Here is a 12841-nt window from a genome sequence, read left to right as displayed (position 1 = left end):
CGAGACAGTCAGACGGAGTCCGCTCGCTGACGAATCGGCGCGGTTCCTCGGGGATGCGGTCGAGAGCTGGGAAAACCTGTGCCGCGGCGGCGAGTGCAGTGAGAAATGAGCCCTGCCAATACGATTCGTAGGGGACCGTCGATGTCGACAGGCAGGGGTGTGGGGCCATGAGCGAGCGTGAACCGGCCGACTATCAATCCGGTCCCCTGCGACTGCTGTGGTGGCTGGTCGTCTGCCAGCGCGCCCGCGTCGCAACCGGCGCGGTGCTGGGCACGCTGTGGATGGTCGGCCTCGCGCTCCCGCCCTACCTGCTGTCCCGGGCGATCGATGACGGACTACGCGCGCACGACATGCCAGCGCTGGCGTGGTGGACACTCGCGATCCTCGGCGCCGGGGTCGCGAACGCGGGACTGGCCGTCGCCCGGCACCGCACGATGACCAAGGTCAGGATGGACGCCTCGTTCCGGATCGCCCGCACCACCGCCAACCACGCCGCGCACCTGGGCGCCACATTGACCCGGCGTACCACGGCGGGTGAGGTCGCAGCGATCGGCATGGGCGACGTGCGCGCGATCGCCTCGTCGCTGACGATCACCGGCCCGGGCGTCGGCGCGGTGATCGCTTATGTGACCGTGGCCGTGCTCCTGTTCTCGCTGTCGCCGCTGCTCGCCCTGGTGATCCTGACCGGGGTTCCACTGCTCGTGGTCGCGGTCGGCCCGCTGCTCGGCAGACTGTATCGAGTCGGCGGGGATTACCGTGAGCTGCAAGGTGTTTCGACCGCGCGGCTGGTCGACATCCTGACGGGTCTGCGCATCCTCAACGGTCTCGGCGGCAAGCAGCACTACGTCGACCGTTATCGGCAGGACTCACAGTCCTTGCGGCACAAAGGCTATCGGGTCGGCGCGGTGATGAGCTGGCTGGGCGCGCTCGGCACCGGGTTGCCGGCGCTGTTCCTCGCCGCCGTCACCTGGCTGGCCGCGCGGATGGCCATCGACGGCACGATCTCGATCGGCGACCTGGTCGCTGTCTACGGCTATGTCGCGATGCTGGTGGTCCCGGTGTCGTTCTTCATCGAAGGCGCGAACATGCTGACCCACGGCATCATCGCGGCCCGCCGGGTGATCCGGCTGCTCGCGGTGACACCGGATCACGTGGATGCGGCGACCGCGGCCGACGCACCGGGCCACCCGGAAACCCTGCGGGACCCGGCATCGGGCGTCGAGGTCCGGCCCGGCGTCCTCACCGCGCTCGTGGGTGGGCGATATGGCGATGCCGTCGCCGTCGTGGACCGGCTCGGTCGATTCGCGGAGTCGACGGTCGAGTGGGGCGGACGCCGACTGGACGACATCGTGCTGGACCAGGTTCGTGCCCGAATCATAGTGGCAGACAACGATGCCGCGCTGTTCACCGGCACGGTCCGGGAGGTCGTCGCGGGACGACGCGAACCGGACGACGGGAAAATCGAAGCGGCCGTCCATGCCGCCGCGGCGACCGATGTGCTGGAAGCACTCCCCGGCGGATTGGACTCGATGATCACCGCGCAGGGACGCAACCTCTCCGGCGGTCAGCGGCAACGTCTTCGGCTGGCTCGCGCGTTGTACGCCGAACCGCAGATTCTGCTCGCGGTGGAACCCACCTCGGCCGTCGACACGCACACCGAGGCGGTCATCGCGACCAGGCTGCGGCTCGCGCGCACCGGCCGGACCACGGTCGTCACGACGACGTCCCCGCTCGTGCTGGAGCAGGCCGACGTCGTCGAATACCTCGTCGACGGGCGGGTGGCTGCTCGCGGCACGCATCACGAGTTGCTCGCCGGCGAGCCGGGTTATCGCGCCCTGGTATCCCGCGACGCGGACGAGAAGGCGCTGCGATGAGCCCCGTGCGCGCTGCGATGACGCCCGTGAGTAAGGACGCAGCGATCCTGCCCGTCGCGGACCGGGCCGCCGTGCGTCGCGCTGCCTGGCACGAGATCCGTGCGGACCGAACAGGTTTCGCCGTGATGCTGCTCCTGAACGCCCTCGCCGCTGCGGCCGGTCTCGCAGCACCGCGGCTACTCGGTGCGATCGTGGACACGGTCAAGGAATCGACCGGACCGGGCGCGGTATCCAGGATCGACGAACTCGCGCTGGCGATCGTCGCATTCACCCTCATCCAGTTGGTGCTGACCAGGTTCGCCCTGTACGCGGGCGCACGTTTCGGTGAGGGGGCCGCGGGCCGCATCCGCGAACGCTACCTCGACCGCACCCTCGCACTACCCGCCTCGACCGTCGAACACGTGCCGACCGGTGACCTCGTCACCCGCGGTACCAGCGACGTCGGCAGTGCCGCCACCGCGCTACGCGACGCTGCCCCAGAGGTTTTGGTGGCCACGGTGCAGGCCGTGTTCATCATCGCAGCGGTCATGGTGTTGCATCCGCTGCTCGGCGTATGCGCGTTGACCAGCCTGATCGGCATCGCCGTGGCGTTGCGCTGGTATCTGCACCGGGCCCGCGCCGACTACCTCACCGAGGGTGCCGCCACAGCAGCGCTGGCCGACATCCTCACCACGACCGCCCAGGGTGCCCGCACCATCGAGGCGTTCGGGTTGCACGAGCGCCGCCGTACCCGAACCGAAACCGCGATCGCACATGCGCGCCGAACCCGGCTGCGCACCCTGTGGCTGCGATCGGTGCTGATGCCCTCGGTCGATGTCTCGCAGGCGGTCGCGTTGGCCGGCGTGCTGCTCCTCGGCGGCATGCTGGAACGGGCCGGCGTGGTGAGTCTCGGCACCGTCATCGCGGCCGTGCTCTACCTGCGGCAACTGTCCGGGCCGCTGGACACCATCATGATGTGGATCGAACAGCTCCAGCAGAGCAGTGCGTCCTACGCCCGCGTCGAAGGACTCGCGCAGGCACCCAGCGACAAACCTCGCAGCACCGCCGAGCCCGCCGACGACCGAATCGAGGTCACCGACTGCCATTTCGCCTACACCGACGACCGGGACGTGCTGCACGGCGTCACCCTCGACATCGCGGCCGGGGAGAAACTCGCGATCGTCGGACCGTCGGGAGCGGGCAAAACCACCCTCGGCCGACTCCTCGCCGGACTGGAGGAACCACGGTCGGGAACCGTATCCGTCGGCGGCGTACCGATCGCGGACCTCGCCCCAGAGTTGTTGCGGCGCCAAGTCGTTCTCGTCACCCAGGAGCACCACGTCTTCCAGGACACACTGCGCGGCAACTTGCGCATCGCGGACCCCACCGCAACCGACGAACGGATGCGCGACGCACTCACCACCGTCGACGCCCGCTGGGCACTGGAACTTCCCGACGGCCTCGACACCGAATTCGGCGGCGCAGCAAGCACACTCAACGGCGCCCAGGCGCAACAGCTTGCCTTGGCCCGGGTAGCGCTGGCCGACCCACACACACTGATCCTCGACGAAGCAACGGCCCTACTCGATCCCGCCTCCGCCCGCGCAACCGAGCGCGCCCTAGCCGCGGTCCTGGCAGGCCGCACAGTGATCGCCATCGCTCATCGCCTGCACACCGCGCACGACGCCGACCGCATCGTCGTGATGACCGACGGGTCGATCATCGAGCTGGGCACGCACGACGAACTCGTCGCGGAGGCAGGCATTTACGCCGGACTGTGGCGGTCCTGGCACGGCGACTGAACGGTGGCGTGCAGCCGGCACCACGACCGGCCGTCGCGCGCCCGGACCCCCAAGCGGCGCCGCAGCGGCACAATGAATGTCATGCCTCGACAACCGCGGCAACACCTGGTTCGCCGCTATCCCGAGATCGCTCAGGGCGGGAGCCTGCGGCCCGCGATGCAAGCCGAATTCGACAACGTCGGCTATTCGTTGACAGCGTCACTGACCGGTTCGCCGGGCTGGTGGGACTGTGGCGCCCGAGTCGGAGACGGCCGCAGGCAGGTGACTACCGTCCTCGCCGGCGAAGTGCGCTGGTTCGGGCACGGACGATCGAGCTGCAAAGACGCGGCCGGGTGAAACCGGATCTGCGCTGTAGCTCGTCCAGTTGAGCGACTGCTCAAGCCGGTGCAGACTCGGTGGACGTCCTACATCAATCATCGTGCGGGAGATCGTCGCCACGCTGCGATGACCGTCTCAGCCGGGGCGATCTCGGCCGAAACCAACCTCCGTTGATCTTGGCGAACTGCATGAACCATCGGGCAAACTCCTGACAAATCTCCCAGTGACGTGGGTCTCGGTCCGTGGCAACGTCACTGACCGTGGCAAATGCGGCGCGGCGTCTCGGACGGTCGGTACAGCAGGGTGGGCGGCGCGGCGAGCGCCGAAATGGTTGGGCGGCAACGGTGGTGATGACGGTGGTGGCCGCCGGTCTGGTCCCGCCGGGGCTGGCGGCGGCGGCCGAGGAGCCGCCCGCGTCGGTGGCGACGGACCGCCAGGAGCAGCAGGTCGCGACGCGCGACGGAATCGCGGTGTCCTACGTGAGCTTCCGGCTGCCGCTGCCTGCCGGGGTGCCCCCGCACCCAGAGGCCTGCGATCGCACCGGGTACCTGCGCTATCGGCCCGTCGGCGGTCCGGAGAACTCGCGCGACGCCGACGCGGTGGTCGTGCAGCAGCAGGGATTGGGCGGTGGCGCAGTCAATTCCGAGGGTGTCGCGGGCAACACGGTGCGTTCGGCGAAATCCCTCGGACGTAATATCGAGTTCTGGTCGCTGGCCCGGCGTGGGGCCTGCTTGGATGAGACAGCGGGCTTCGACTACGCCTTGGAGACCGGGAACTACCTGGACGCGGTCGACTACTACTTCAACGGCAAGCCGATCGACGGGCGCACCTTCCCGGGCTTCAAACAATCGCAGGACCTGGCCATCCTCGACGCGATCGGCGTGGAGCGGGTGATCAGGGACCAGTACGAGATCATGCTGCACGAGGTGCCGGATCAGGCTGAGCGGCAGCGGAAATACATCTGCACCGGCATCTCGATGGGCGGGATGGTCACCGGGTTCTTCTCGGACTGGGATTTCGACGGCAACCCGGCCACCCAGGCCGACGCCGGTTACAACCAGTGCGCCGCGTTCGCCGCCCAGGACTCGATGGTCTCCTCGGATCCGGCCGCCATCCAGAACACCCCGTTCTTCAGCGACGTCACCAATGCGCTCATGGGCCCGACGAATACCGCGCTCAAGGCCGGATTCGACAGCGGGGTGCTGCCGATGCGCACCCTCGGCCCCGTTCCGGTGATCGGCACCAAGGCGATGATGCTCTACCGACTCGCCGGGCTCGCCGCGCATCTCGCGCCGGACGAGGAAAGCCAATTGCTGGCCCACCTGCACGATCCGGAGGTGGAGACCACGCTCACCACCATGTTCGGCCAGAGCTGGGCGGCGGTAGCGTCCGGCGGCTCGAACGGCGAGGGCACCATCCGTGACTACCGGTTCACCAATACGGCGCTGCTCGGCACGTTCATCGACAACAACTCCGGCAACTTCGCACTGTTGCAGCAAGGAGTCGGCGCCCTCGCGGGTGGCCCGGTGCAGGAGAAGACCTTCCCCAATGGTGGTGGGGCGACCCAGGTTCCGGTGTTGGGCAACTACTTGCGGATGAGCGCGGGCCCGCAGACGCGGGTCGCGCCGACCGACCGGAACGTGCTCTACACGTGGCGCAACTACAACGACGTCGTCGGCGTGCCGTGGACGGCACCGAGTCGGGAGACCTCCGACATCCATGCCGTGGCAAGGCAATTGGGCACCGGTGCACCAACCGCTTACTGGGAGACGTACTTCCCGGCTCGCATGGTCATCGATCTCGGTGCGGGCTTCACCGGCGCCCGCAGCGGCAATATGGTAAATCTGCGCTACCACAACATGAGTCGCACCAAACCGAACTTCATCGCCTACGCGGGTGACAGTGTCGTTCAGTACGGCGTGGGTACCTGGATTCCGACCGGAGCCACCGCACAGGTGGAGACCCTGCCGGGCTATACACACATCGATACGATCGGCGCGGCCGCGGTGCAGAACAACGGGAAGCCCGATTACAGCGGCCAATACCTGGCCGAATTCATCCGGGGACTCACCTAGTAGACGTCACCCCACGGGTGGTGACTCCGGGCGGCTTCGACCCTCATCAGGTCGCCCGGTGAACGTCCTGGACGGCGGCGCGGGCAGAGCCGTCGTCCAGGACACCACCTTCAGCCGAGTACTTCGCGCAGCCGGATGACGAAAGTGGCTGGGTCGTCGACGAATCCGATGTGCCCGCCCGGGAACAGGGTGGGCTCGATACCGATCCGTGCGGCCAGCGCCCGCGTGGTGTGATCACAGAACTGGTCCGTCGAGTCGGTGCCGATCCCAGCAATCAGCCGGACCGGCGTCGCGCGCAGCACTTCGAGATCCGGCTCCCACCAAACGGTTCCGCCGATCTCGTGCAGGAACCAGAAGCGCTCACTGGCCACCTGCGCCGGATCGCGGTCGCCGCCGAACATCTCCTGGAGTACCGGCTCCGGCATCTCCATGTTGGCGTTGGCGAAGAATTTCCGCCAGGCGCCCAGTACGTCACCGCTGACATAGGTGGCGGCGAGATCTGCTGTGCTCGTATGCAATTCATTGTCGAGCACGACGTTCAGCGGTGGCTCGTGCGCGATCGCGGTGCTGACGAGTTCCGGGTGCGCCTGCACCAGCGCCAATGTGGTGACCGCGCCACCGCTGGAACCGAAGACGACGGCGGGGCCCGCGTCGAGGTGGACGAGGATGCGGGCCAGGTCGTCGGCGCGCAGTGCGGGGGTCGAGTCCTGTTCAGGGTCGTCGAGCACGCTGCTCTTGTGCCCGCGCGGGTCCATGGTGAGCACCGTGTGGTCGGTGGCCAGCAGGTCGGCGAGCGGGGCGAAAGCGGCGGCGTCCATCGGGGCGCCGACCAGTGCGATCAGCGGTCCGCTGCCGCGCACCTCGTAATGCAGCCGGGCGCCGGGGACGTCGAGGGTGTGGGTGGTGACGGACGAGGTCTGGGTCATGAGTTCTCCTCTGCGGTGCAATGTGCTCACGACTGATGACGGTGCGTGGGTGCGAAACTCATCGACGAACAGCACAGAGTCGGTGCGCAAGCCATAACGCACGTGTGCCATCCCGTCGTGACCGACTCGGTCAGCACCGTCCGGCTCTTGCTAAACCTAATGTCCCTAGGTTATAAACTAGGTGTACTAGTTAAGGAGATGGCACATGATGGCACGAGCCGGGTTGACCGCCGAGCGGGTCACGCGCGCGGCGGCCGACCTCGCCGATGAGATCGGGTTCGAGAAAGTGACGATGTCCGCGTTGGCCAAGAAGTTCGGCGTCAAGGACGCGAGCCTCTACTCCCACGTGAAGAACCTCCAGGAGCTCCGAGCACGGGTCGCCATGCTCGCCGCCGCCGAAAAGACCGACCTCATCGCGACCGCCGTCGCGGGACGGGCGGGCCGTGATGCACTCGCCGCCTTCGCGCACACCTGGCGCGAGTACGCGCTGCGGTATCCGGGCCGCTACGCCGCGACCCAAGCGCCGGTCTCGCCCGGACTGGTCGAGCCGGCCCCCGGCGCGTTGCGCGGCATCGAGCTCACCTACGGCATGCTCCGCGCCTACGGCCTCACCGAACCCGACCTCACCGACGCGGTCCGACTGCTGCGCAGCACTTTTCACGGCTACGCCGCGCTGGAGGCAACCGGCGGCTTCAGCCACACCCGCGATACCGCCGTCTCCTGGGAACGCATCATCGACGCACTGCACGTCACACTCGAGCAGTGGCCGTCCAGCGACGAGAAAGACGAGAAATGAGAACCGGCACCCTGAAAGTCCCCGGCGCAACCCTTTACTACGAGGTACGCGGCGACGGCCCCCTGCTTCTTCTGCTGCCCGGCAGCGGAGGCGACGCGGCCGTGTTCGACCCGATCGCCGACGTCCTGGCCGAACATTTCACCGTCGCCACCCTCGACCCGCGCGGTTACTCACGCAGCACCCTCGACACCGCCGAGCCCGTCGGCGAGCTGGTCGCGACGCAACGCGACGACGCCTACCGACTCCTCGAAACCCTCACTCCCACAAGTGAAGACGCCTACATCTTCGGCGGAAGCGGCGGCGCGGTCATCGCCCTGGACCTGCTCGTCCACCACCCCGAACTGCTGCGCCTCGTCATCGCCCACGAACCCCCATGCTTCGCGGTACTTCCCGACGCCGACGAACAGAAGGCGTTCATCGATGAGGTCTACACCCTGTTCCGCACCGAAGGTGTCGCAGCCGCAGGCGCCCGCTTCCTCCAAGGCATCGGCGGCACCATGAAACCCATGCCCGACCCCGCCGACCTTCCACCCCGCGCCGCCGAAATGCTCCACCGTCTACACGCCAACGCCGCGCCCATGATAGCCAACGAACTCCGCCCCATCACCTCCTACAAACCCGACGAGACTGCCCTCGCCGCCCACACCGACCGCCTCGTCCTCGCCGCAGGCCGAGAAACCCGAGGCCACCTCCCCCATCGCCCAGCCACCACTTTGGCCGCTCATCTCAACATCCCTCTCACCGAATTCCCCGGCGGACACAGCGGATTCACTGACGAGCCCACCGAATTCGCGCACCAACTGCTTGACCTACTCCTCGCCGCCCGGGTGCCGTAGGACTTCGGGACCGTGATGTGGCGTCATGAAGAACACCAGGGACCGATGAGTTACTGCGGCCGAAGTGGTCTCTTCTTGCGAGACGCAACCGTAGAGGAGACGCCGTGCCGCTTCATGTCCAACGATCGCCCGAGCACCTGGTCACCGTCGGCGACGCCGACCTGTGTGTGACCACCTTCGGGTCTTGGCGTCAGCCGCCGGTGCTACTGCCGAGCACCTCGCGACTGTTCTGGGAAGACGAGTTCTGCGAGCGGCTCGCCCACGCCGGTCGTTTCGTCCTGCACTACGACATCCGCGACACCGGCCGGTCGACCGCCTACCCCACCGGCTCTCCCGGCTACACCCTCCGCGACTTGGCCTCGGACATCATCGGACTGCTGGATGTCTTCGAACTTCCTCGAGCACACCTGGTCGGCTTCTCCGTCGCCGGATGGATCTGCCAGCTCGCCGCCCTCGACCACCCCGACCGCGTCTCTGCCCTGACCCTCATCAACACCCGCCCAACATCCCCCGGACCCGCGGACCCAGATCTGCCCGAGCACTCGAACCGCATCATGGAGTTCTTCACCAAGAAACCAGCTCCGGATTGGTCCGATCGAGCAGCAGTGCTCGACTACTGCGTCGAACAAGCCCGGATACGCGCGGGTGCACACGGATTCGACGAACAGCAGGCGCGGCAGCAAGCAACCCGAATGATCGCCCGTACCACCAACATCGCCTCCAGCATGCTCAACTTGGCCTATGTCGATGCAGGCGACCGCTGGCGAGAACGCCTGAGCAACCTCACCGTGCCGACACTCGTCGCCCACGGCACCGACGACCCATTCTTCCCGTACGGCAACGGAGAGGCCCTGGCCCGAGAAATCCCCGGCGCCATCCTCCTTCCCCTGCCCGGCATCGGCCACGAACTCCCACCCACCACCTGGGATCAACTGCTCGCCGCGGTGCTGGCACTCCAGCCGAAATCCGTGACCGACGAAGGTGCTACACACCAGGCTGCACGAGGGCCGGCCGACACGTGATCATGTCGCCTTCGTTTGTGAAGCAACAGAATTAGCGGCGGCCGCTGCTCACTGCTTGCCTAGTCCACCGGGTTGCCGTGCTGGTCGCGCCACTGGCCGGTCTTCGGGTCCAGGGTCCAGCCCTCGTATTCGGTGCCCGCGAGGTCGTTGGAGAACCGACCGCCGAACCCTGGCGCGGTCCCCTCAGGGGCAGGCCCGGCTGCGGCGCGGTCTTTATCGAATTGGTCGAGGATGGCTTGACTGCGTGCGATTTCTTCTGGTGACGGCATTCGCAGCCCGAGGTTTTCAGCCTCTTCTCGGCTGTAAATAATCTTGCCGCCAATATTCTTAGGCATGTGGTGGCTCTCCTATATTTCCGACATGGTTATGACTACACGACCGTTTGCGTCGGGCGGCGTTTTGCTGTGTACATAGAATTGAGTGTTAGGCGGGAACAATACTTCGTCCGGTGTTCCGTACGCGCTGTAATCGCGACCCGTTTTACTCACAATCTTGAATTCAACTTTGGAATTATCGACGATGAAATCGTTCGCACCCTTGGGGTTAGTGCTCGAAGACATGAAACCAGGGTCTACCGGTGCTCGCTCATTGGGCACGTATTGGTCCAGCAGATCTTGGCGCAAATTGGTGTGACGCACCACCGGCCCCTCGTGCGCGGGAAGTTTCTCCATGGCCTTGGTCAGGTCCTCGACCTGGCGTGCCTGGTCGGGGGTGAGGTCGTCACCACGGCGTAGTGCCGCGGTGAGGTCGCCGCCGCGCCGGTCGCTCGGTCCGAGCCGTAGCGCGGCTTCTTCGGCTTGGGTCAACGGCGCGCGTACCGGTGGCACGTCAGCTTTGGCTCGGACCTTGGGCACACCGTTCGGCGCCAGTTCTTCGAGGCGTTTACATTCCTGTACGGCGCGGCTGAGATCCTGGTCGAACTTCACCCCGGCACGGATGTTGCGAGCCTTCTGCCAGTTCTCGATGATGACACGCATGGGTCGCGCGTAGCGGGCACAGATCGCTGCGGCACCGGCCACACCGATTGCCGCACCGGCTCCGAAGGTGATGAACGAGGATGCGACGGAGATTGCTGCGGTGATCGCAAGCTCTTGGATTAGCGCGTCACGCACCATCTCCAACTGCTGCTTGAGCAAGGTACGCAACTCATCCAGCGCCGCACGGTGATCGCGGCACGATTGGGCGAGATCGCCCATCGCCGTAAGCACCTGCTCCGCCGCTGCTTTCAGCGCGCGCAGATCCTCATCGATGAATGCCGCTTCGGGAGCGATGACGTCTTGGAATGCGACAGCTCCCGCTTCGAGGATCCCTGGAAATGCGGCGGCCCCCTCGGAGGTGCGGGCACTGTCCCAGGTCAACCCAGCGTTCGAGATGGTGGTGGCGTTGCCGTCGGGGATGGTGAGGCCGATCTTTTCGACCAGACCCAGCCCCTCGTCTACCAATCCCTGCCCGGGACCGCCGGCGCTGGGTAGCGGTACTCGGCAGCTGAGCACCGGGTACATCGGCTTCGGCGGTTTTACCGGTGCGGGACCGGCGTCGATGGTTGCGCCGTGCTCGTCGAGGGCGCGCTGGTAACCCATCTCGTTGAGCACGATGGCGTAGCTGTGCGCGGCGTTGGCCACCTTCTCGACCATTTTGAGAATCTCGGTGGCACGCCGATCGTAGGAGGCGGCCCACTCCCGGGCATCCGCGTAGCTGCCCGCCATGTCGGTAGCTTTTTCCAGCTCCGGCCAGCGCGCGTCGACCGCCGCCCACCAGGCCGACGCACCCGCGGCCACCTTGGCGGCGGTGTCGTAGTAGACCGTGGTGTCGACGTCGAGAACAGTTCCGGTCACTGCGCGACCTGACCGCTGCGGCCCAGCATCGCGAGGTTGGCGGCGGTTCCGCTCTCGTAGGAGGCGTGGGCGGCCGCTGCGGCGGCGCGCATCTTGTCGAGTCCTTCGGTCATCCGGGCTGCGGCGGCGACCCATTCAGCGTGGGCGGTGGCGTGCGCGTCGGCGGCGGCGCCGTTCCAGGTCGATTGCACGGTGGCGATGCGCTGGTCCAGTTCGGTCAGGGAGTCGGTGACGAAGGAGTTGAGTGCGGCCACCTTGGCGGTGACGGCGTCCAGGTGTGCGAGGTCGACGCGGTATTGGTCGGTCATAGAACGTTGTCCCCCAACGGGTCTCGGTGCGGAGCGCTGACTGTCAGGGCAGGTTCAGCGAACTGACCGCGGTGGCATTGGCCGCGTCGGTGGCGGCGCTGCGGTCGACGACGACGCCGAGCAGGTCGGCCATGTCGGCGAGAGCTTCGAAGACGTCCAGGGCGCCGCGATGGACCTCGTCCCACGCGGTGGAGTACGCGGTAGCCGCGGTGCCACGCCAGCTCGACTCGAGCGCGGTGACGTCGGCCGAGGCCGAACGCAGACCGTTGATGAGGTTCTGGGCGGTGGTCTGCACGTAGCGGCCGGCGTCGCTGACGTGGTCGGGCACCAGGTTGAAGGTGTTCGGTGCCGCGTTGGCGGCGCTCTCGGTCAACGGTTGCTCCTCAGGGTTCGGGGCACTCTACGCAAGGTTGGACGCGCCCGGGTCGCCGACGGTTCCCTCTGAATCTATCGGTTCGGAAAACCGCATCGCGGGCCACCGTTGCGGACCTCTCCGAATGCCGGGTTGGTCGCGTTGTGGACGCGTGCTCTGCGGCACCCAACCGAGGCGGGTGTCCGATGACAGACACCTCACCGCTTCGCTTTGCGCGTCATTGCTTGCCCAGAGGTCGGCCGCCGAACTTATGTGACACTCGTAGCTATGCGCCCGCAAACTCGAACTGCCGACATCTGGCTGCTCTGTTGTCGCATCAGCGTCGGGCTGATGTTCCTGATCGGTGCGGTCAAGAAGGTCACCGATCTCGACTGGTTCCGCGACGAATTCGTCGCGCTCGGCGCACCGTTTCCCCACCTCACAGCTCCGGTCACAGCCTGGATCGAGCTCGTCGGCGGCGCCCTGCTCATACTCGGTGCCTTTACCAGAGTCGCGGCCGCCGCTCTTGCTGCCACCATGGTCGGCGCCCTGTGGCTGTCCGTAATCCCTGCAATAGGCAAGAACTTCCACACTTTTCCCGACCGTGTCAGCAACTTCTTCTACGCCCCGGAATGGCTGTTGCTGCTCATCCTCGCGCTGCTGGTCAGCATGGGCGCGGGTCGCGCTTCCGTCGATAGTCGGCGCCACGCATAGTTCG

Annotated in this window: 13 protein-coding genes; 8 read left to right on the top strand and 5 right to left on the bottom strand. The window is 66.6% G+C overall.

Annotated elements, in window-relative coordinates:
- The first annotated feature begins 167 nt into the window (after positions 1-167).
- The 4 genes from NN4_RS00620 (at position 168) to NN4_RS00605 (ending at position 6048) form a co-directional block, all read left to right on the top strand.
- The gene (locus tag NN4_RS00620) at positions 168-1874 is read left to right on the top strand and encodes an ABC transporter ATP-binding protein (RefSeq protein ID WP_147127962.1); all 1707 of its coding nucleotides are present in this window, start codon (positions 168-170) and stop codon (positions 1872-1874) included.
- Between the two features lie 26 nt (positions 1875-1900).
- Positions 1901-3655: an ABC transporter ATP-binding protein gene (locus NN4_RS00615; protein WP_147127961.1), complete on the top strand. Its 1755-nt coding sequence runs from the start codon at positions 1901-1903 to the stop codon at positions 3653-3655.
- Positions 3656-3736: 81 nt separating this feature from the next.
- Positions 3737-3991, top strand: coding sequence for a hypothetical protein (locus NN4_RS00610; protein WP_147127960.1), 255 nt, complete (start codon positions 3737-3739; stop codon positions 3989-3991).
- Positions 3992-4215: 224 nt separating this feature from the next.
- Entirely contained in the window at positions 4216-6048 is a 1833-nt protein-coding gene (locus tag NN4_RS00605; protein WP_246180628.1) for a hypothetical protein, read from the top strand.
- Between the two features lie 110 nt (positions 6049-6158).
- Here the strand turns inward: NN4_RS00605 and NN4_RS00600 are convergent, their stop codons facing one another.
- Positions 6159-6974 carry an alpha/beta fold hydrolase gene (locus NN4_RS00600; RefSeq protein ID WP_147127959.1) on the bottom strand — a complete coding sequence of 272 codons (816 nt, stop codon included), beginning with the start codon at positions 6972-6974 and terminating at the stop codon, positions 6159-6161.
- Positions 6975-7179: 205 nt separating this feature from the next.
- Between NN4_RS00600 and NN4_RS00595 the strand changes: the two genes are divergently transcribed.
- The 3 genes from NN4_RS00595 (at position 7180) to NN4_RS00585 (ending at position 9628) form a co-directional block, all read left to right on the top strand.
- Positions 7180-7770 carry a TetR/AcrR family transcriptional regulator gene (locus NN4_RS00595; protein WP_308633295.1) on the top strand — a complete coding sequence of 197 codons (591 nt, stop codon included), beginning with the start codon at positions 7180-7182 and terminating at the stop codon, positions 7768-7770.
- Positions 7767-8606 carry an alpha/beta fold hydrolase gene (locus NN4_RS00590; protein ID WP_147127958.1) on the top strand — a complete coding sequence of 280 codons (840 nt, stop codon included), beginning with the start codon at positions 7767-7769 and terminating at the stop codon, positions 8604-8606. Before NN4_RS00595 ends, NN4_RS00590 begins: the two co-directional genes overlap by 4 nt.
- Positions 8607-8710: 104 nt before the next feature.
- Entirely contained in the window at positions 8711-9628 is a 918-nt protein-coding gene (locus tag NN4_RS00585) for an alpha/beta fold hydrolase (RefSeq protein ID WP_222594920.1), read from the top strand.
- Positions 9629-9687: 59 nt separating this feature from the next.
- Here the strand turns inward: NN4_RS00585 and NN4_RS00580 are convergent, their stop codons facing one another.
- Genes NN4_RS00580 through NN4_RS00565 form a run of 4 tightly spaced genes read right to left on the bottom strand, consistent with a single transcriptional unit; the run spans position 9688 to position 12144 of the window.
- The gene (locus tag NN4_RS00580; protein ID WP_147127957.1) at positions 9688-9963 is read right to left on the bottom strand and encodes a hypothetical protein; all 276 of its coding nucleotides are present in this window, start codon (positions 9961-9963) and stop codon (positions 9688-9690) included.
- 12 nt (positions 9964-9975) lie between these two features.
- Positions 9976-11406: an ADP-ribosyltransferase family protein gene (locus NN4_RS00575; protein WP_186818185.1), complete on the bottom strand. Its 1431-nt coding sequence runs from the start codon at positions 11404-11406 to the stop codon at positions 9976-9978.
- 53 nt (positions 11407-11459) lie between these two features.
- Complete coding sequence (locus NN4_RS00570; RefSeq protein ID WP_135230979.1) at positions 11460-11771, bottom strand: WXG100 family type VII secretion target; 312 nt, start codon at positions 11769-11771, stop codon at positions 11460-11462.
- Between the two features lie 43 nt (positions 11772-11814).
- On the bottom strand, positions 11815-12144 hold the full coding sequence (locus tag NN4_RS00565) for a WXG100 family type VII secretion target (protein ID WP_147127956.1): 330 nt from the start codon (positions 12142-12144) through the stop codon (positions 11815-11817).
- Between the two features lie 267 nt (positions 12145-12411).
- On the opposite strand from NN4_RS00565, the gene NN4_RS00560 reads away from it, so the two are divergent.
- Positions 12412-12837, top strand: a complete 426-nt coding sequence (locus NN4_RS00560) for a DoxX family protein (RefSeq protein ID WP_147127955.1) — start codon at positions 12412-12414, stop codon at positions 12835-12837.
- The last annotated feature ends 4 nt before the right edge of the window (positions 12838-12841 follow it).

Origin of the sequence: Nocardia ninae NBRC 108245 (genome assembly GCF_007990755.1) — a bacterium.
In the GTDB taxonomy this organism is placed as follows: Bacteria; Actinomycetota; Actinomycetes; order Mycobacteriales; family Mycobacteriaceae; genus Nocardia; species Nocardia ninae.
This window is presented reverse-complemented; position numbering and strand designations above follow the sequence as displayed.

Coding starts and splice junctions, on each gene's coding strand:
- NN4_RS00560 (WP_147127955.1), top strand. CDS start 12,412: ATGCGCCCGCAAACTCGAACTGCCGACATCTGGCTGCTCTGTTGTCGC.
- NN4_RS00610 (WP_147127960.1), top strand. CDS start 3,737: ATGCCTCGACAACCGCGGCAACACCTGGTTCGCCGCTATCCCGAGATC.
- NN4_RS00580 (WP_147127957.1), bottom strand. CDS start 9,963: ATGCCTAAGAATATTGGCGGCAAGATTATTTACAGCCGAGAAGAGGCT.
- NN4_RS00600 (WP_147127959.1), bottom strand. CDS start 6,974: ATGACCCAGACCTCGTCCGTCACCACCCACACCCTCGACGTCCCCGGC.
- NN4_RS00570 (WP_135230979.1), bottom strand. CDS start 11,771: ATGACCGACCAATACCGCGTCGACCTCGCACACCTGGACGCCGTCACC.
- NN4_RS00595 (WP_308633295.1), top strand. CDS start 7,180: ATGATGGCACGAGCCGGGTTGACCGCCGAGCGGGTCACGCGCGCGGCG.
- NN4_RS00590 (WP_147127958.1), top strand. CDS start 7,767: ATGAGAACCGGCACCCTGAAAGTCCCCGGCGCAACCCTTTACTACGAG.
- NN4_RS00620 (WP_147127962.1), top strand. CDS start 168: ATGAGCGAGCGTGAACCGGCCGACTATCAATCCGGTCCCCTGCGACTG.